The sequence below is a fragment of the Legionella cherrii genome (assembly GCF_900635815.1).
GTDB lineage: Bacteria > Pseudomonadota > Gammaproteobacteria > Legionellales > Legionellaceae > Legionella > Legionella cherrii.
On sequence record NZ_LR134173.1, the window covers coordinates 2,593,759 to 2,612,569 of the forward strand.

Below are 18,811 nucleotides of genomic sequence, written 5' to 3' on the forward strand. Positions count from 1 at the left end.
GGGCTTCTTTCTGGATAGTGCAATACTCAATTAAGTCTGATTATTTTGATAATCAGACTTTACTTATAAAGTGTAGTTAATACAGTCAAAGTTAAATCACTGGCATATATTTGTCCATTAACGCCTGAGCTACACTATGTATTAGCCAAAATATGCCGTCTTTTTTTTAGGTTTTAAAAATAAAGAAATTGATATTCTTACTAAAGAAAAAAAATTGATTGCTAAAGGTCATATGTACGAAATAATCATCACATATCGTTTTTCAAGTCATTTAATTTCTGATTCTCCCGGTAAGCTCTCAAGTATTTGATTAAACAGCTCCAGGTGTTTCTCAATCACATTTCCATAAAGTCTGGAAGTAGTCAAGGCGCCAATATCAGTCTCAGTTAATCGCATTTCTTTCGGTCTTTGATCAAGCTTACCTTGCATATCTAAAGCATAAATCAGTTTATTTACTGCTGCTATTTTTTGTTCAGCACTATAACCAAATTTAAGCGTGATTATCATGGTCCGATGATGAGATGCAAAATCGTCACTACCTGCTTCGGACATGCGCATAAAAACATAATTTTGCAAATCGTTTTTAAATAGTTCCTTTGGATCCTTTGGGGCTATAGATGTCTGGGGTTGGCCTTCTTTCTGAGGTGTGCTTGTCCCCGCCCCTATACTATTCTCTTGACAATCGTTGACCTGCACATTAGTCGCTTCCTGTTCCTTTCCAGCGGTTGAATCCGGCTCAACTCGTTCTCTTTTACGAGAAAGCACTAAATCTTTTAATCGTTTTGCAGCGTAAGCAAGATAGAGGTTATAGCTTGTCTTATCGTTATTATGAAACATAGCGTCCCTTTTTTTACAAGCCTCTTCACAGCCTCGCAACCATTTCTCGCTGAAAGCATCCAATTTATTGATTAAATTCTGATTGTGTTCAGCGGTCTTACGATCGCCTAACAAATACGCTCTTACTTTTGATTCCAGCAATAATTCTTTCAGATCATTAGGGGTTGGTTGACCTGAGGCAATCTCCACTTTTTTTCCCATCAGCTTTTGGTAAAATTTTATAAATTCATCGCTTGGTGCGTATTGCATCACATCGGGTGGAGGAATAAAAACATAATTTAGCTGATCCTTTTCATCATAAAGCGGAATTCTTAAACTGTCTTCAAAAAGCGCTTTGCCATTATTCTGCAATAGTTTTTTAAGATATAAAACGCCAAGCACACCGCGATGGCTTGGATCGACCTGCTGTTCAGGGGTTCCCTCTTTAGAGAGCAAGTCCCCTCTCGGTGATAAAAAGGCAGCCGAGTTTAATCCCTCATCAGTATGATATAAGATTGACTTTAAAGGTTGGTCCAGCCACTCTACTGGTTTAATAATTTCATGTTTGGTAATTATAACGGCCTCAAAATGTGTGTTACGTGTGATTCTTGTGCCACGCTCATTGTTTGTAAATACATATCCAACCATATCCTTTTCACCAAGTGACTTTTGGATAGCGAGAATTTCATCCATTGCTTGCTCTTTTGTTAAGCAACTAGTAAGCATTTTTACTTTAAAGTCTTTACTTAAACGTTCTCTTAGTTTTTCTAATTTAGCTTTAGCTTGAACAGATAAGTTTCTTTGGCAAAAAGTCTCTATCTCGTGTATTTGCTCTGAATTTAGATCTTTTTTTAATCGGTTGTTTTCCAGAAATCCTTTAGCCTTGAGAAAACTATAAAGATCATGTAAATCTTTAGTTGAAAGGTGTGTAGATGACTTTAAAACAGCAGAATCACTGAATTCGCATATTTTTAGTAAATTAAAGTACGGAAGCGTTTTAGCGGTAACTGCATCAAGTTGAGCAGCAAAGCCATTTATATTAGCTTGGAGAATGTGCTTATTAAAATCTCCATTCCTTATCAGACGAATACCAGGTTTTTCTCCATAATGAGCAAAAATCTCTCCCAGATCTTCAAAATTAAGTCGGGTTTCATGCGCATCGAAGTTGTCTGCTCCGATTGGCGAAGCCTGGAATTGTGCTTTTCGATTTGATTTTTCTCTCATGATAACTCCGTCGAAAGAAATACTTTGGAATGAGATATTTTTTGGGGATCATCCGAATTTTGGACTCATGCTAGTTATTATAGTATACCTGATCAAATTACGTATAAATCGCCTGAATTATAGGCTAATAGTGATGTTCAAAAATTTAAATGATGCCCGAGAGTAAAATCAGTTTTCAAACAATAGAATAACTAAAATTGAACAAAAGTGAGTAGCCTGTAGTCCAGGTTAAACAACTAGCATGTGCCTCTTAACGCGGGTACTACGTTTAGATTGCTGCGGATTTAGCGAAAGCAGATGCGCGCGATTTAGATTATGAGTAAAAGTACTCAGATTTTGGCTTTTGTTATAACATATGCAACATAATTCAAACCTACTTAAACTTTGTCTATGCCAGGTCAACCGATTCCCAAACAGCAGCTGATTGAGCTATTAAAAAATCACTACGCGATCAGCGCAAAAGATATTCTGCCGCTTCAATTAGGCGCTGACATGAGTGCATTGGTTTATAAAGTAAATGCTTCACCCAACTCTTATTTTTTAAAGCTTAAATACGGTAACCATGAAGAAACCCACATGGATGTTATTAAGTTGCTGCATGATTCACACGTCAAGGAAATTATTTTTCCTGTTTCTTCTATTGATGGCAAATTAATAAAACAATTAAACGACTTTAAAATGATTGTTTACCCTTTTATTGAGGGATTCGATGGATTCCAGCTAGTATTAACTAAAAATCAGTGGATCAAGTTAGGTAAAACATTAAAGCAAATTCATACATTATCCATACCGCTTGCACTTCGAAAATCACTAAGAAAAGAAATGTTTTCTCCAAAATGGCGCGAAATGGTTAAATCTTTATACTCTCAAATAGAATCGGATACATCCACCAATAAAATGACTATAGATTTTAAAAGGTATTATCGAAAACAATTCGCTTCGATTTATCGACTTGTTAATTCGGCAGAAGAATTGGTGAAAAAAATACAATTTGATGCACAGGATTACGTCCTGTGTCATGCAGATATACATGCCGGAAACATTTTAATGTCTTCGGATGAATCATTTTACATCATTGATTGGGATGACCCTATGATGGCTCCCAAAGAACGAGATCTTATGTTTATAGGCGGTGGCGTTGGCAATGTTTGGAATTTACCTGCAGAAGTAGCATATTTTTATGAGGGCTATGGTGAGGTTGTGATCAATAAGACGATTTTGTCGTATTACAGGCATGAACGTATTATCGAGGATATCGCTCTTTATGGACTCGATTTACTTTCATCCAATCAGAGCGATCACTCAAAACGAGTGAGTCTAGAGCATTTTAAATCGATGTTTGAACCCAATGGTGTTGTTGATATAGCATTTCAGGGCCTTGAATAAACTAAGTGATCTGTTGGGAATGGAATTATCTGATGTTGTTGTATTCGACCAAAGTGATGAGACTCCTGTTATGCAGTTAATCGAACAAATGAGAACGATTATTTTATAAAGTTTGGGGTCAACTCATTTGTTCCACAGAATGTTTCACCTCAGAATAGGCTGTATCTCTTAATACATTTCCATGAGCGCTAATAAGATGTTTGAATCTCAATTGTAACAAAGAGTTGAAATCAGCCTTATGAACCCCTGTGGCATTAAGCCATATAGGTGAAATTCGTGCTTTTGCTATTTCCCCATGAGTTAGAGCCATCTTTGCTGTATCTTCACTAAAGAATTCATCAATTTCAACCCAATTTTTTATGCTGTCACAGGTGATAATAATACCCTCATGATCTTCAATATAGATGAAGCCCTCAGAGGGAGATGAACTTTTGAACATGAAAAAATGGCTGTTTTTTATTGGCAGTTCATCCTGGTCGTGCAAATACCGTATACTATTAGCTTTTACTTCAGTAGGAACAGACCATAAGCTGGCGTGATATCTATCTACATAAAATGGATCATCTCTTCCATGAAATGCCCCAATGCTCAAAACGTGCCTTACGTTACCTAAATTATCAAGCGCTTGTAATCCAATCTCATTCAGTCGTACAGTATTGATGAGGGTTAAATCCCCGTTCGATTCAATAATTGTCATATTTCTACTGTGCTGAATCTTTGTATCATCAAAATGAGTAATATTAGTACCACGGACAACATAGATACCTGCAAATACTTCAATTATATCGCCATGAGGCCATGCTGGAGAGTATTTTGACATAATTGTACTCCTATCACTTCTATATAGTTATCTCTGCATTGAATGATACTTGAGTATCACCAGCTATACTATGTAATAGACAAAAAGGAACTATCAAAGAGAAATGAGATGATCTTTAAGTTAGAGAAGGAAGCAACATTACTCCTTATAGAAGGTTCTAAAAGAGCCATTCCTTTTAATGTTATTTTGGCCTCGTTGCTCGTTCTTATTTTATATCATCAGGTCCCCTTCTTACTCATTAGTGCTTGGTATTGCGGAATTTTAATCATTAGTATTATTAGATGGAATTTTTGTAGTCAAATCATTAAGAACGATTTATATCTAGTAGAAAAACAATCTATTTTAATCAAGTTTTTTTTACTCACTCTAGTCATGGGGATTGCATGGGGGGCTTGCTACTTAATTTCTTTAGCTTATGTCACTGAACGCTATGAATTCATTATTATTTTAGTATTTGGCGGAATGAGCGCTGGTTCAATTGCGACACTTTCTGTTTGTTTACCAGCATATTATGCCTATATAGTTCCCATGTTTTTACCTGTAATTGCCTATAATTATTCTGTTCTGGACATGGACAGAGCCCTTTTGGCAACTATGTTTTTATTGTTTGTTGTGATGCTACTTATTTCCGCAAAAATTAATATGAAACTATTGCATAAAACCTTTCAATTATCCCAAGAAAGAGAAACATTGATTTATGAGTTACAAATTATATCGATAACGGATCCTTTAACTGGGCTATATAACAGAAGACATTTTGAATTTCTATTCCCGCAGGAGCTTAAACGAGCCAAACGCAATAGATACCCTTTAAATCTTATATCTATGGATGTTGATAATTTTAAATTAATTAATGATAATTTTGGCCATCCTTTTGGTGATAAATTTTTAATCGGTCTTGCCGAACTTCTCAATAGTGTTTGTCAACGAACAAATGATTCGCTTTTTCGGCTAGGCGGCGATGAGTTTGCTGCAATTCTTGCCAATCAGCCTCTTGAAGAAGCTATCTCTGTATGTCAAAAAATAAACGGTTTATTTAAAAACAAACTAGTTCATGGTGATTCCAATATTAATGACCAGACCATTTTGGAGCAAGTGACATTAAGTATAGGGATTGTTAATATTCATTTTGATTATTCATCGAATATTGAAACCGTCATTAACCTTGCCGATAAGGCACTATATCAAGCTAAAAAAGGAGGCAAAAATCAAATAATAATTGAGCAGTTACATTAGTTGAAATTCGTCATAAAGTTCAAAAAAATATCAAAATATCGCTCGTTCTGGAATGCATTAGAGCAAGTTTTATTAATTCGCATTCTCTATTTATAAATGTCATTGTGCAAAATAGTAAAGCCACTCTTTTTTTAATAAAAAATAGAACTGAGTACTTGAAAAACAAATAGTTTAATATAAGATACAGATTGGACGTCGCTAAGTGTGTGATTTTTCACCTTTTTTTTTGATATAAAAGAAATAAGGCTTTTATGATTCAAGTAAATGTTTGGCTTTCAACAACGCAAATTTTTGGCAAACGGATTAAAAACCGATTCTTTGGTCCATTATTAGCCTCTGATGGAGATGAAAATATTGGCCACGCTAACTTTTACATGGAGCTTAATGAGCGCTCGCGCGGCTTCGCAAAACTAGAAGATAATCCAAGCCATTTTTTTGTAAAAAAAAGTCTTAGTTATGTACCTGAATTGGCTGAAGGTAAAGCGGGAAAATATTACAGGCGAAAAACCCTCAGAAGCGTTGAAGTAACCCATAGTTTCTGGCCCAAGATTACGCCATCAAGAAGTCAATTGGCTCAAGATTTTTTTCATTTTTTGCATCTTGCCCCGAAATGTAAGGGAGTTAAGCCAGAAATATCCGATCATGAATCCGATATGCAAAGAGAAGTAATGGGCAAAGGATCAACGCATCCCATTGAACATCCCTACTATCAAGAGGGAATACAAAAAGTAGATAAAGATAAAAAAGAAAACCTAAATAACATCGTTAAAACTTGGAACTTAGATAGTGATTTAGACAATAAAAAAAATATTGAAGCACAACTTAAAGCGTTAGTAGCAAAACAGCAAGATTTAATTACCTTACGAGATGACCTGAGTAAACGCTGTCAACAGGAACTGGATCAACTCAAGGAAAAAACAGATAATTTAACCAGAATGTTGGCTAAAAATAAGCAAAGAATTGCTTTTCTTTACAATAAATCAAGTTACTTAGAAAAAATTTGTAGTCCTGGGAACATTACATATAATGAAATGAAGTCTGTAATTCAAATGCTTGATAAGTTACAAAAGGAGAATTTAGAGCTGTCGCGGGAATTAGCTGAGCTTGAAAAAATGAGAATACAACAAGACAGTGCTTATCAAGATCAAATTCAAGAAAATCAAACAGAAATCGATCGAATTAATAAAGAAATGAGAAATCTTCAAGTCCAGCTTGGTGAACTCAGTGAAAAATTGCAAAATCTAGATGAAAAGAAGATGGAGGTATTAAAATCAGAGATCAATGAACGAGCAGATTTTCTTTCCCGTCAAGAAATGTTAATAAAAAAACTTTACAAAACTGATGGACGACACCCGGACCATTCGATCAATCTCCCTACCAGTGAGTGTGGATTACCTTATTTCGTTGATGAGTTAGAAGTGATTAAAGCCATGGAAAACGAACGAAATGAAAATTATACGCTAATTAAAAATAATTGTGCGAAAAGTGTCAAACGTTGTTTATTGGCTGGCATTGAACATTTACGAACAGTACTACCTAAGAGTTTCTTTAAGTATCAACCTATTGAAACCACTAACGGAGTTTATAAGTGGGCTAAAGCACTGGAACAAGAACTAAGAAAGCTAAATATGAAACTTGATGTAGATAAAACGCCTCCATGCATAGAAGTATATGAAGAAAACGCCGTTCAACGTTCACTGCCAGTATTTTAACAAAATATAAAGTAAGGTTGCCTAGAGCCTTGCATCCGGGATTTCTGCTCTATCCTGGATGCAAGCCGCTAATTGTAGATTTATTTTTTATACATGGCGAGACAGAACATGATCTTGATGGTGTTCATCATCATTAATAATAAGCGTGTTGTTTTTTTGTTCTCCAAGCATCAGCTTTTTAACAACTCGAAAGATAGAGTATGTATCATTGGAATACTCTAAAGAACGAAGAAAGCCTCTTTCTTTTTTTAAGAAATGGTTTGGATTATTTAAAATACAGAGCCCTAAGCTCTTTTTTTGTTCAGGTTTCAAATCGTTAATGATACATTCCAATCCTACAAGATATCCTTTTTTGCGTTCTTTAAGAGAAAGGTCTTGATACAATATATCTTGCAGCCATTGATCAATCTCGGCACCAGTTTTATTATTTAAAGTAAAATCGTTACATGAAAAATATCGAGCAGCTCTGTGCTGCCTATTTAAACTGCAAATCGCATTTTGTAATAAAGGCTCTATATCATCAACTATTGACTTTAAAGGAACTCGTCCTTTATCGATTAGAGTAGTCAATATTTCCAATTGAACCTCTTTTTTGTCAAATATATCTAAATTTTTACCTGTAACCTCCAGGTACTCCATCAAAACATCGCCAATTTCTTTCTCATTGATAGACAAATTATTTAAGGCAATCGCCCCTATTTTTGCTGATACTTCAAACAAAGTAGCAGGTTTTTTATGAGAATTAAGACCGAAGTATGTAATATCTTTTAAGGGTTGAAATAGAGTTTTTTTAATTGGTTCGTCAGGTTGCACTGAATTTCCTATAATATAAAGTTTCCTGTAATTTTCCTGGAATTTTCTCAGTTCATCTGCAGTAGGCGTTTCACCAAGAAGCAATTTGGTGAGAGTCATCTTCAGTTCATAAGCACAGCTTCTTTGCTCACGTGCAAAGCGGGCACTTCTCCTTGGATTACCTGTACGATCATAATAATAGGCATCTAAACTAAAGGGCAATAAATCTTCAAACTCAATATTTGAATGTCGTGGATTTTGTAAATTTAAAAATGACCTTAGGGTTCGATTTTGTTTATCTATAAATTTAATATTTAGACTAAAGCTTCCCTTCCCATCGGGTATCCATTCGAGATAAAGCTTTCCTATCTTTGCTTTGACCCAGTAGCGACCATTCTCTTTTGGCGGTACGACAAAATCTTCATCTAGAAATAATTTTGATGACAAATTCGTCTCATTTAATTGTGGAAGTTTGCGTATGTCATAGGAAATCATAGGGGCTTCTTCATAATTATTTCCAATCTTTCGAGAAGTTTTTGCACATTCAGAAATAATTACTCGCAAATCTTTAAGTTTGGTCATTTGTCACACCCTTCCTGCTTATGATGAGCATAATTTATTCTATTTGACCGATATTGATAATATAGAAAATTCGAAATTTAAATTTTCCAAAATGGAAATAATTTTAAAAAGACAAATGGATAAAATTACTTCAATCAACTCTCATTGTTGTTTATTTGAATTTCAAGCACTAATGCAATATGACGCAACCATTAATATCTTCAGGTAATTGTTTTATTTTATGACCAGAAAAATTTAAATACTTTAATCGAGGCAACTGAGTAACTACTTTTGGAATAATAGAGAATTCATTATCTGCCATATATAAATATTTTGTTAAATGAAACAGGAATGCTTAGAGTAAATTTTTTCTCAAAATGTAACTGGTATAACCCATAAAATTATCAGGTAATGTGGCAATTATCTGATACCCCAGCTTTTCATAGAATCCTTTTGCTTGGAATTCTGCTGTATCCAGTTGAATTATTTGGCAGTGATTCTCTTTTGCGAAAACATCTAATTGTCGAAACAATTCACGTCCTAATCCTTGGCGACGATACTGCTCATGGATCCAAACGGTAAATACTCGACACAGCTTACCCAATATATCTCCTTTAATGCCGCCAAGCACTTCCGATATCTCATTTTGTGCATGAATAATAAAAGGTTTTGCTTCATAATTGCCAATAATCGATTCATTAAATTTTTTTAAATTGTCATAAATGATTTTAGAAACAACATCATTTTCTTTAAAGTCAGTAATGATTTTAAATGGCTCGCTCATTCATATCTCCTACTCGATAAATTCGCAATTTTAAATCATCTTACAATGAAATGTGTTGTTTTATGTAGTAAATCGATTGGCACTAAACGGCAATGGATCAACGATTAAGTCCTCTTTGGTCATCATTTCAGCAAGCAAACGACCTGTAATAGGTCCTAAAGTCAAACCATGATGTGCGTGTCCGAATGCAAACCAAAGTCCCTTATGTCGGGGAGCTGGGCCAATAATGGGGAGCATATCAGGAGTACATGGCCTACAACCCATCCAAGGAGAATCATCAATTCGTGTGGTAATTGGGAAAAGCGTGCGCGCAATAGGTTCTACCAAATCAAGCTGCACCGGAGTCCTTTTCGAGTCGCGTGTGGCAAATTCTGCGCCTGTTGTAAGACGAATCCCGCGTGCCATAGGCGCGATTAAATAACCATTCTCTATATCAAGTACAGGATGATAAAGGTGTGCATTTTGCCCTATTGCATAATGCATATGATATCCACGTTTGACTGCCAGTGGAAAACGATATCCAAGCCTTGAGCATAAAACATCAGACCAGGGTCCTAATGCAATCACAGCAGCGTCGGCATGGATTAGCCCCTGCCCTGTTTGAACTGTCCATTGATTGGATAAAGTGAATGCATCGCCAAAAAAGAACTGGCCGCCAAGCTGTTCAAAATATTTTGCATAGGCAGATACCAGCGCACCAGGGTCGCTTACAGTTTCTGATTCTACATATCGAAGAGCGCTTAATAACGATTTATCGAGATCAGGTTCAACTTCTTGTAATGATGATGAATCAAGGAACTCAAATTGGATGCCATACTCCGTTTTGCACTGCTCAGCAAATTGAAGTTCAGTATCTTGTTTTTTTGAGGTTCTAAAAACTTTAATCCATCCTCCTGAGCGCAACAAATGTCGCGCTTCTGCAGCATCTGCAAGAAAGTGATGTTCATTGACACTATGCTGGATTAAAGTTGCATAAGATTTTGCAATCTTTGCATGACGAAAAGTATGAGAGTTAAGCCAATATTTCCACAAGAAAGGTGCAAGTTTGAGTATCGATTTTGGATGATATCTGACCTCAGGAGAGTAGTTCAAAGCATACTTAATTAGCGAAGCTATATCTCTTGGAAATGCATAGGGGTATACCCCTTCACGCTGAATTAAGCCTGCGTTACCAAAAGATGTTTCATTTCCTGGCGATTTCAAATCGATCAAAGCTACGGAACGTCCTCGCATTTGCAAATGAGTTGCGATCGATACTCCGACAATTCCACTGCCAAGGATAATGACATCAAATTTCATAAAACATAAACTCCATTTGCTGAGGAAAAAATAATATTATTGCGCTAGTTATACGAGCTTATAGCGTATTCATTATGAAAATTAAATAAGGGAGACCTAAATTTTAATAAGGGAAAATAACAAGTGTTGATCCCGCCTATATGCATTATAAAAGCACGATTCCAAGATAGGTTAGGTATAAAATTCCATTCAAAAGCAATGCACTCACTTTAATCCCATGTGCTGAAATATTAAACCTTAACCATGCTGTAGCCAGGTAAGTAATGAGGATGCCGGTGAGTACTATCCTGGAAGGTTGCCACGGTGTTAAAAGTATTCCTAATGCAGGTAATAATGTTCCCTGAAAAACCATCGCACCAGATATATTACCAAAGCCTAGAGTGTCTTGCCCTTTGCGTACCCAAATCACACTGTTTACCTTTTCCGGTAATTCTGTTGCTATAGGAATAATAAGCAACGATAAAAGCAAAACAGGTACACCAATAGAGTCTGCCACTTCATGTACGCCCTCAATGAATCCTTTTGCACTAAATACTAATAAAATCAAACCAAAAAGTAATTGAATCAGGATTGTTGTGAGGTTGGTTTTTAGGCCTAGCTGGTTTAGGATCAAGGGTTCATTCGTGATGACAGCATGCCCATCTTTGACTAAAGCTTTAGATGCACTAAATGTAAGTAATAAATAGATAAAATAGAGAGAAATCAGTGTAACACTAAATAAAATACGTATATAGTTTGGCTCTAGAGGAAGAAACATTGCTAAAGCACCGAATGTAAATGCTACTAGGAAAAAATTCAAATCTCTTTTAAATCCACTAACTTCTGGTGCTATATATCCCTTAATACCTCGCTTTTTAATTACTGAAAAAGCCATAATAAACGTTGATAAGGTAGATAACATTAATGGAGCACCTAAAATTGCTCCTACACTAATTTCTTCATTAATTTGTCGATCAGGAGTTCCTGCAATAATTGCTAAAAGTGGTACGGTTGTTTCTGGAAGTGCTGTAGAAATCGCTGCAAATATTGAACCGGTGACCCCAGTTGAAATATTTATTTTTTCACCAAAATATTCCAGCGCATTAGAGAATAATTGCGCTGATATTAAGATAAGAACGAGCATAACTAATAGTTCAAGCCACATGTACATAGATATCCCTAATAATCCACAGCTAAATTATCATCCTGAATAAGGAAAAAAAACATGGCATTCCTCCAGAGATAGATAGGATATTTTAAATCACGCTCTCTAGTATCCAAGTGCCGCCAATTATTCACGACATCCTGATGATCTTAATCAAATGCAAATTGCTTCATATAGATCGAAGCACAAAGCTATCAATATGCCCAGGATAATTGTAAAAAAAATTTAATGATCTTTATAATCCAAAGCAATTAAAATGCAAGGTCCGCCAGCTATGATATTGATTTTGTGTTGCTTACAGTGTTGAATGGCGTTATTACTTTCTGCACCTGGTTGCATCCAAATATTTTTAATGCCCTTTTGAATTGCATCTTCAACAACTTTCTCGGTAACGGCAGCTGGGGTGATGATGGAAATGCTTTCCACCTCGTCTGGCAAATCTCGTACTGAAGAGAAAACAGACAATCCTTCAATGTGATCTTCCTGAGGATTTACTGGATAAACCTTTTTACCATTTTGTAAATAACAACGTAAAACCTTATTTCCATATTTTCCCCGATTGGATGAGGCACCAACCACAGCAAATGCTTTTGACTTAAAAAATATATCAATTTGATCATTTATCATAGTGTCTTATTTAAAAAATTTGGCATTTAACTAGTTTAGCAGTGAATAGTGATTCATGGTATCTTTGATGACATATCCGTTTGATATGTTTAAAATTTTTACCAGCATTTTCTCTTACTTTTTAAAGGACTCATCTTCACCATCACGCAAAATTTTCTCAATCCAGGTTTTTAATTTAGTATAGTGCGAACCCTCCCAATAAATTTTTTTGCACGAACGGCATTGCATGAAGGTTTTATAATATTTTTGTGCTAATTTAGGAATATCTGCGATGATTTTAGTTTTTTCAATTTTTTTCAGCTTTCCATTACACGAGAGGCATCGAGTAAATGGATGGCACTGTTTTCCTAGCTGGAACTGATGCAACACTTCGTCTATTTGCTGTTGAGGATTGGTATGGTGTATCCAATGCCCATGGGTTATTCTTTTATTTTTTAAAATCCCGATATCACGTGTTAACACTATTCGATGTTCCTTAATACTGCATTGAATGATGAACTCATCCGTTAAATTATTTGCGTAAACCACATCAAATCCGAGTAAACGCAAATACTTAGCGAGTTTTCCAAGATGCACATCCAGAATAAAACGAGGTTTTCTCAGTGGTTCGGGGTGTAGTTGAATTATTTCACTTAAATCAAAAACCTCAAAAACAGGATATACGGAAATAAAATCTTTATCTTGGACAAGATAGTTGAAATCAACGGATATTCCATTGACTAATATCACTTCGATTTCAGTATGTGGAATCCCAAGAGATTCGATAAGATCTTTAATCGAGGTTTTTTGTGCTACGGTATGAATAAACTGCGTTTTACGCTTTTCTGGTGGGAGAAAATCATTTAATTCTTCATAAAACCGTAACTGAATGGAAATCATAGGCTGATCATATTATTCCCCTTGCTATAATATATGGCATAAAAATTTGAAAAATAAAAATGAGGAAAATAGCTTAGCTGAAGTGCAGCATGTCATTCTAGCATAGCGAGGGATCTCCATTCTGTAGCACGGTGTTACGATAGGAGATCGCTCGCTACGATCGCGATGACATGATTAGTTCCGTTCAGAGGACCAGGAATTAATGCAGAATCTTAAAAATAGAGTTGAGCCCTTTAAAAAAGCTGTACGGATGGATCTAATCGATCTAACGCTTGAAAAGGAAGCATCCATCCAGGATATTCTGGTGGTAACGCACTCACCTCATCTAACTGTTTTAATTCTTCAACTGATAATTTGAGTTTCACAGCCTCTAAATTATCTTCTAATTGTTCTATGTGTTTGGCACCAAGAATAACAGAAGTTACAGCAGGTCTGGTAAGTACCCATGCCAATGAAACACGAGCGACACTACAATTATGGTTTGCCGCTATTGGTCTGAGTACATCGAGAATTTTCCAAGCCCTTTCCTTATCGACAACGGGAAAATCAAAGCTGGAACGACGAGCGTGTTCTGGTGTTTGATTTTCACGGCTGAATTTACCTGAAAGTAAACCACCAGCAAGCGGGCTCCATACCAGAAGCCCCGTTTTTTCGGCTTCCAATAGAGGGATAATTTCTCGTTCCAAATCTCTCCCAGCCAACGAATAATAGGCTTGCAACGTATCAAAGCGGGCCAGGTTTTTAAATTGAGAAATTCCCAATGCTTTTGCAATTTTCCATGCTTGCCAATTAGAACACCCAATATAGCGAACTTTTCCTTGTTGGACTAACGTATCAAGTGCTCGCAGAGTTTCTTCGATTGGCGTAATGGGATCATTTCCATGGATTTGATACAAATCAATATACTCAGTATTCAGTCGACGAAGACTTGCATCCACAGCATCCATAATATGCCCCCGAGAGGCCCCTATATCATTGTACCCTTGCCCTACTCTTCCGTATACTTTGGTTGCGATCACTACGTCTTTGCGCGCAATATTAAGGTTTTTTAAAGAATTCCCTAAAAGACGCTCGCTTTCTCCTTCCGAATAAATATCCGCAGTGTCAAAAAAATTTATCCCTGCATCTATCGAAGCTTTGATGAGGTTATCTACACCTGCTTGGTCAACCGCACCAACTGTTTCCCAAAATCCTTTTCCCCCAAAAGTCATTGTTCCTAAACAAAGAGTAGAAACAAGCAAGCCTGTATTTCCTAAGGTTTTATATTCCATAGCCTTATCTCCAATCGAATAATTGATAAATTGATACTACACCAACTAATTGTGCCGCGCTCCAAATATTGCAAGCCCTTGAGTCCGAAACCAGTATTTGTCATCGCCCACAAAACAGGTTTTTAACTGGGGTATCTCTTGAATATCCGCATAACCTGTTGTTACAAAATAACTTTTCCCTAAAATAGAAAATTCTTTAGTATTTCGTGAAGGTGTTACCAAAATATGTCCCTCAGGAATAATTTTGATTAATTGTTCAATAAATCCGACTATCTCATTTTCTTTTTCTATCCCATTTTCAACACCAAGCAAATAGGGGACAAAAGCAGTATCAAACGTTTGAGCTCTATCATTCATCAGCAGTTGCTCTATTGTCCCTACATGGAATTGAATGTTTTTATCAAGTTCATAATTACTTTGGGTTTTGGATCGAACAGCATGTTGAACCAATGCCACCATGTAGTGAATATAGGTTCTTCTTAAGGAATTCGGTAGTATTAACCAGGATAGAAAATTAGTGAATTTTCCACTAGATAAAGTCATTAAAGGAGGATACCAGTAGGTCAGTGCAGCGAATAATTCACCGATTGAAGGAAGTGGATTTCCATGATTATCATATTCACGATAAAGGTAATATTTTTTAAATGCTTTCATCCAAGCAATTGTAACGGGATCTTTATCATAGGCAGTAACGGCTTTTGCACCTGCTTGAGCCAATAGAAAACTACTATTTCCATATCCAGGAATGACCAAGACATTTTTTCCGTCGATCTCTCCTCGAAGATCATATCTATCTTTTCGATCTCCTGCCAATGCGGATGCGAGATAGCGCTCAGCTCCCATCGGATAAATTTGAACTTCTTTATTATCAGAAAGTCTTGTTATACGCCTGTCTAAGATCCATTTTTCTTCTTGTTTACTTAAAATGGTTTCAGCAGCTGACATAAAATTCCTAAATTAATTTTGTGAGGGTTTTAATCTCGATGACTTTATCATTTTTTTTATAAACATGGGTGACTCTTTAAAATTATTGTTTAATTTTGCTGCGAGTTTTTTCCCTAATGTACGAGAAGGCTGCTCAATAAATACATGCAATAACCAAGATAATAATAAGGAAGCACTAATAACGATACTGAGTGATAGCCAAATTTTAAACTTCATCTCCAACATCATACGTAAGGCGATATAACCTGCGATACTATGAATGACATACAATGGGTAACTAATTCGTGCCAAAAAATTAAATACAGGATTTGCTTTAAAAAAATGTGGAAATATAGCAGCAAATAAAAAAGTTAATACAGCAAAAGCATAGCTCCATGCCAAGATTAAATTTCCTGAATAAGGCCCTGACCACCAAGCGATACAAAACATAGCAAATAAAGTACCGATTATGAAATATCCCAAATCAGGTTTCATTTTATGACAATATAAATAATGCAAAACAACACCAATGAATATAAAAATAATATATTGTGCTGACATCATATACGTTTCTGCCCAAATAAAAGCTACAAAATTACTTGTTGCCCACTCGGGAATCCTGTGCGACATATAGCAGGTCAAAAGAAAAAGTAATGTGGGTATAAAAAAAACCTTTAGAGAATAACGACGAAACCAGACAATGGATAGTGCTGCGATGAAATAGAATTTCATTTCTACTTCAAGAGTCCAGACAATAACATCAATATTTCTTGAAGCAAAAAGGTCTCGAATTCCGGGGAGATAGTGAATTATTATTTCCTGAAACGTATATGGCCATCCAGCAATAAAGAATTTTCCACCTAAAAATAGAGCCAATAAAGTGAAACTAAATCCAATGACATAAGTAGGAACTATACGAAAAAAACGATTCACGAAAAAACTAATGCTATTGGTCTTCCCAAGTGAAAAGGGAATAACAAATCCACTGATTATAAAAAATAATCCTACCCCATAAGCACCCCAGTCAAAAAGTGGAAATGGGTTAAGCCACATAACATAAATTGGTGTCGCGTGGGTTTCATGGGTTAATAGAGGTGCATTAATTAGATGAGAAATAGAGTCCCTCTTATACCAAAAAGCACTTAAATAATGAGAAACAACGACAAATAATGCAGCAAGACCTCGTAAGGTATTTGCAAATTCAATCTTAGAATCATCTCTCATGAGAGGCACCCAAACGGAATTATCCTAAGTTATCAATATGAGTCAGATCTCAATAACTAGAATTAGATTTTGTGATGCAGCAATCCTAATTCCTTTCTTCTCGGGAATAAAGTTTTTTATCTGAAAATAATAGTTAAATGTTTTGCCAGCAAATTATGCTAATATTATATACAAATAGGCCATAAAGTGAGAGAAACATGAAATACAAGACAACAGTTGAAGTTCAGCGCGATGGCTCTCTTGTTATGACAGATGGAACATTATCTGCTAACGGCGATATGACTTTTGCTTATCATGCACTTGTGACAATTTGCAATGATCAAGCTAACAAAGGAAACTCATTCCAAAGAGACCAGCAATTTCAAGTTCAACCTGTAGTACAGTCAAGTTCTGGTTTCCATTCAGATAGGCTTAAAGTAACGATTAATCCGGAATTTGCAAAAGACGCAATTGCAGTACTCAAAAAAGAATATCCAGGATTAACAATACAAAACGAAGAACAACTTGACCGAGCGAACGAACATAATTATAAATCCAATTAGGTATTATTGCGCTTTGGCAAATGGAGCTCCTTAATAGCTAATTATTTGCTTTAGTACTTGAAATAGCTCGTAGCATTTTAGATGATGCTACGAGCTATTTATCTTTATGAAATATCTCTACTGAACAAAAACAATTAATTCCGCATTAGTTTAAATTTTTTTTTATTGATAATAGTTTACAAGTTAACAGAATAAATTCATTATCTTGTTCCGAGAATTTAGCAAATAGGAGCCTGATGCTAAATTTGGCGTTCTGTCATCCTTTCACAACAGATGAAATAAAATTGAACGCCTTGCCTCAATTTAACCATTTTATTTAAGGAAAAATGTATGGCTAAAATTTTATGTGTTCTCTATGAGGATCCGATTAATGGATATCCCAAATATTATGCTCGAGACACACTTCCAAAAATAGAACACTATCCTGATGGACAAAGTGTCCCTACTCCTAAGCATTATGATTTTAAACCAGGAACTTTACTGGGATCTGTTTCTGGTGCATTGGGTTTACGCCAATTTCTTGAAGCACAGGGACACCAATTCATAGTGACTTCAGATAAGGAAGGCCCTAATTCAGTTTTTGAGAAAGAATTGCCCGACGCTGATGTGGTTATTTCCCAACCTTTTTGGCCGGCTTATTTAACTGCTGAACGAATTTCTAAAGCAAAAAAACTACAATTAGTCATTACTGCAGGTATCGGTTCGGACCATGTAGACTTGCAAGCTGCTCAGGAAAATAATGTTACTGTAGCTGAAGTCACTTATTCAAACAGTATCAGTGTTGCCGAGCATGTGGTGATGATGATTCTTTCTTTAGTACGTAATTATCTACCCTCCCATCAGTGGGTTGTTCAAAAAGGTTGGAATATTGCGGATTGCGTCGTGCGCTCCTATGATTTGGAAGGAATGACTGTAGGTTCTGTAGCATGCGGACGTATTGGTTTGGCGGTCATGAAACGTTTAAAACCATTTGACGTTAAGTTGCATTATACCGATCGTCATCGTTTACCAGAAAACACTGAAAAAGAATTGGGTCTTGTATTCCATCATGATGTGGAGTCTCTAGTACAAGCATGTGATGTAATTACTATTAACTGCCCTCTGACGCCTGAGACAGAAAATTTGTTTGATGCGCGATTGATTAATAAAATGAAGCGCGGCTCGTACTTAATTAATACTGCTCGAGGAAAAATATGCAATCGTGAGGCCATTGTCCAGGCTTGTGAAAATGGACAACTTGCAGGCTATGCGGGTGATGTATGGTTCCCACAACCTGCCCCTAAAGATCACCCTTGGCGCTCAATGCCTTACCAGGGCATGACTCCACACATTTCGGGAACTTCCTTGTCTGCTCAAGCGCGTTATGCTGCAGGTACTCGGGAGATTTTAGAGTGTTGGTTAGAAGGACGTCCTATCCGTGATGTTTATCTTATTGTAGATAAAGGCAGACTAGCCGGTACGGGAGCACACTCCTACACTATGGGAAATGTGACAGCCGGTGCTGAAGAAGCATAGATGATTTGATGTGACAATATGCACTGCGCTTCATGCGCGGTGCCTGCTTATTTTG

General features: G+C 36.1%; 16 protein-coding genes. 5 read left to right on the plus strand and 11 right to left on the minus strand.

The genetic code is table 11. The annotated features are described in order from the left end of the window. Positions 1 to 267 precede the first annotated feature (267 nt). Positions 268 to 2,040, minus strand: coding sequence for a hypothetical protein (locus tag EL022_RS10970; RefSeq protein WP_241972169.1), 1,773 nt, complete (start codon positions 2,038 to 2,040; stop codon positions 268 to 270). Positions 2,041 to 2,430: 390 nt separating this feature from the next. Here EL022_RS10970 and EL022_RS10975 point away from each other — a divergent pair, with 390 nt between their 5' ends. After that, a complete protein-coding gene (locus tag EL022_RS10975; protein WP_028380532.1) occupies positions 2,431 to 3,426 on the plus strand; it encodes an aminoglycoside phosphotransferase family protein in 996 nt (331 codons plus the stop codon). A 118-nt stretch (positions 3,427 to 3,544) separates the two neighbouring features. Here the strand turns inward: EL022_RS10975 and EL022_RS10980 are convergent, their stop codons facing one another. Further along, positions 3,545 to 4,246 carry a hypothetical protein gene (locus EL022_RS10980; protein WP_028380531.1) on the minus strand — a complete coding sequence of 234 codons (702 nt, stop codon included), beginning with the start codon at positions 4,244 to 4,246 and terminating at the stop codon, positions 3,545 to 3,547. A gap of 108 nt (positions 4,247 to 4,354) precedes the next feature. Here EL022_RS10980 and EL022_RS10985 point away from each other — a divergent pair, with 108 nt between their 5' ends. Further along, complete coding sequence (locus EL022_RS10985; protein ID WP_028380530.1) at positions 4,355 to 5,482, plus strand: GGDEF domain-containing protein; 1,128 nt, start codon at positions 4,355 to 4,357, stop codon at positions 5,480 to 5,482. Between the two features lie 251 nt (positions 5,483 to 5,733). Next, on the plus strand, positions 5,734 to 7,194 hold the full coding sequence (locus EL022_RS10990) for a hypothetical protein (RefSeq protein WP_051544416.1): 1,461 nt from the start codon (positions 5,734 to 5,736) through the stop codon (positions 7,192 to 7,194). Between the two features lie 87 nt (positions 7,195 to 7,281). Here the strand turns inward: EL022_RS10990 and EL022_RS10995 are convergent, their stop codons facing one another. The 9 genes from EL022_RS10995 to EL022_RS11035 form a co-directional block, all read right to left on the minus strand. Continuing rightward, the gene (locus EL022_RS10995; protein ID WP_028380529.1) at positions 7,282 to 8,568 is read right to left on the minus strand and encodes a hypothetical protein; all 1,287 of its coding nucleotides are present in this window, start codon (positions 8,566 to 8,568) and stop codon (positions 7,282 to 7,284) included. A gap of 334 nt (positions 8,569 to 8,902) precedes the next feature. Then, the gene (locus EL022_RS11000; protein ID WP_028380528.1) at positions 8,903 to 9,331 is read right to left on the minus strand and encodes a GNAT family N-acetyltransferase; all 429 of its coding nucleotides are present in this window, start codon (positions 9,329 to 9,331) and stop codon (positions 8,903 to 8,905) included. A 60-nt stretch (positions 9,332 to 9,391) separates the two neighbouring features. Then, the gene (locus tag EL022_RS11005; RefSeq protein ID WP_028380527.1) at positions 9,392 to 10,630 is read right to left on the minus strand and encodes an NAD(P)/FAD-dependent oxidoreductase; all 1,239 of its coding nucleotides are present in this window, start codon (positions 10,628 to 10,630) and stop codon (positions 9,392 to 9,394) included. A 145-nt stretch (positions 10,631 to 10,775) separates the two neighbouring features. Continuing rightward, a complete protein-coding gene (locus EL022_RS11010; protein WP_028380526.1) occupies positions 10,776 to 11,774 on the minus strand; it encodes a sodium:calcium antiporter in 999 nt (332 codons plus the stop codon). A gap of 225 nt (positions 11,775 to 11,999) precedes the next feature. Next, the gene (locus tag EL022_RS11015; RefSeq protein ID WP_028380525.1) at positions 12,000 to 12,401 is read right to left on the minus strand and encodes a CoA-binding protein; all 402 of its coding nucleotides are present in this window, start codon (positions 12,399 to 12,401) and stop codon (positions 12,000 to 12,002) included. A 114-nt stretch (positions 12,402 to 12,515) separates the two neighbouring features. Continuing rightward, positions 12,516 to 13,280 carry a Mut7-C RNAse domain-containing protein gene (locus tag EL022_RS11020; protein WP_028380524.1) on the minus strand — a complete coding sequence of 255 codons (765 nt, stop codon included), beginning with the start codon at positions 13,278 to 13,280 and terminating at the stop codon, positions 12,516 to 12,518. A 233-nt stretch (positions 13,281 to 13,513) separates the two neighbouring features. Further along, positions 13,514 to 14,551 carry an aldo/keto reductase gene (locus EL022_RS11025; RefSeq protein WP_028380523.1) on the minus strand — a complete coding sequence of 346 codons (1,038 nt, stop codon included), beginning with the start codon at positions 14,549 to 14,551 and terminating at the stop codon, positions 13,514 to 13,516. Positions 14,552 to 14,596: 45 nt separating this feature from the next. Further along, positions 14,597 to 15,496 (minus strand): hypothetical protein, encoded by a 900-nt coding sequence (locus EL022_RS11030; protein ID WP_028380522.1) that lies wholly within the window; start codon positions 15,494 to 15,496, stop codon positions 14,597 to 14,599. A gap of 12 nt (positions 15,497 to 15,508) precedes the next feature. Beyond that, complete coding sequence (locus EL022_RS11035; protein WP_028380521.1) at positions 15,509 to 16,699, minus strand: acyltransferase family protein; 1,191 nt, start codon at positions 16,697 to 16,699, stop codon at positions 15,509 to 15,511. 197 nt (positions 16,700 to 16,896) lie between these two features. On the opposite strand from EL022_RS11035, the gene EL022_RS11040 reads away from it, so the two are divergent. Both EL022_RS11040 and EL022_RS11045 read left to right on the plus strand, forming a co-directional pair. Further along, positions 16,897 to 17,241: a hypothetical protein gene (locus tag EL022_RS11040; RefSeq protein WP_028380520.1), complete on the plus strand. Its 345-nt coding sequence runs from the start codon at positions 16,897 to 16,899 to the stop codon at positions 17,239 to 17,241. A 330-nt stretch (positions 17,242 to 17,571) separates the two neighbouring features. Continuing rightward, positions 17,572 to 18,756 carry an NAD-dependent formate dehydrogenase gene (locus EL022_RS11045; protein WP_028380519.1) on the plus strand — a complete coding sequence of 395 codons (1,185 nt, stop codon included), beginning with the start codon at positions 17,572 to 17,574 and terminating at the stop codon, positions 18,754 to 18,756. Positions 18,757 to 18,811 lie beyond the last annotated feature (55 nt).

Coding starts and splice junctions, on each gene's coding strand:
- EL022_RS11000 (WP_028380528.1), bottom strand. CDS start 9,331: ATGAGCGAGCCATTTAAAATCATTACTGACTTTAAAGAAAATGATGTT.
- EL022_RS11045 (WP_028380519.1), top strand. CDS start 17,572: ATGGCTAAAATTTTATGTGTTCTCTATGAGGATCCGATTAATGGATAT.
- EL022_RS11015 (WP_028380525.1), bottom strand. CDS start 12,401: ATGATAAATGATCAAATTGATATATTTTTTAAGTCAAAAGCATTTGCT.
- EL022_RS10985 (WP_028380530.1), top strand. CDS start 4,355: ATGATCTTTAAGTTAGAGAAGGAAGCAACATTACTCCTTATAGAAGGT.
- EL022_RS11035 (WP_028380521.1), bottom strand. CDS start 16,699: ATGAGAGATGATTCTAAGATTGAATTTGCAAATACCTTACGAGGTCTT.
- EL022_RS10990 (WP_051544416.1), top strand. CDS start 5,734: ATGATTCAAGTAAATGTTTGGCTTTCAACAACGCAAATTTTTGGCAAA.
- EL022_RS11040 (WP_028380520.1), top strand. CDS start 16,897: ATGAAATACAAGACAACAGTTGAAGTTCAGCGCGATGGCTCTCTTGTT.
- EL022_RS10970 (WP_241972169.1), bottom strand. CDS start 2,040: ATGAGAGAAAAATCAAATCGAAAAGCACAATTCCAGGCTTCGCCAATC.
- EL022_RS11020 (WP_028380524.1), bottom strand. CDS start 13,280: ATGATTTCCATTCAGTTACGGTTTTATGAAGAATTAAATGATTTTCTC.
- EL022_RS10975 (WP_028380532.1), top strand. CDS start 2,431: ATGCCAGGTCAACCGATTCCCAAACAGCAGCTGATTGAGCTATTAAAA.
- EL022_RS10980 (WP_028380531.1), bottom strand. CDS start 4,246: ATGTCAAAATACTCTCCAGCATGGCCTCATGGCGATATAATTGAAGTA.
- EL022_RS11005 (WP_028380527.1), bottom strand. CDS start 10,630: ATGAAATTTGATGTCATTATCCTTGGCAGTGGAATTGTCGGAGTATCG.
- EL022_RS11025 (WP_028380523.1), bottom strand. CDS start 14,551: ATGGAATATAAAACCTTAGGAAATACAGGCTTGCTTGTTTCTACTCTT.
- EL022_RS10995 (WP_028380529.1), bottom strand. CDS start 8,568: ATGACCAAACTTAAAGATTTGCGAGTAATTATTTCTGAATGTGCAAAA.
- EL022_RS11010 (WP_028380526.1), bottom strand. CDS start 11,774: ATGTGGCTTGAACTATTAGTTATGCTCGTTCTTATCTTAATATCAGCG.
- EL022_RS11030 (WP_028380522.1), bottom strand. CDS start 15,496: ATGTCAGCTGCTGAAACCATTTTAAGTAAACAAGAAGAAAAATGGATC.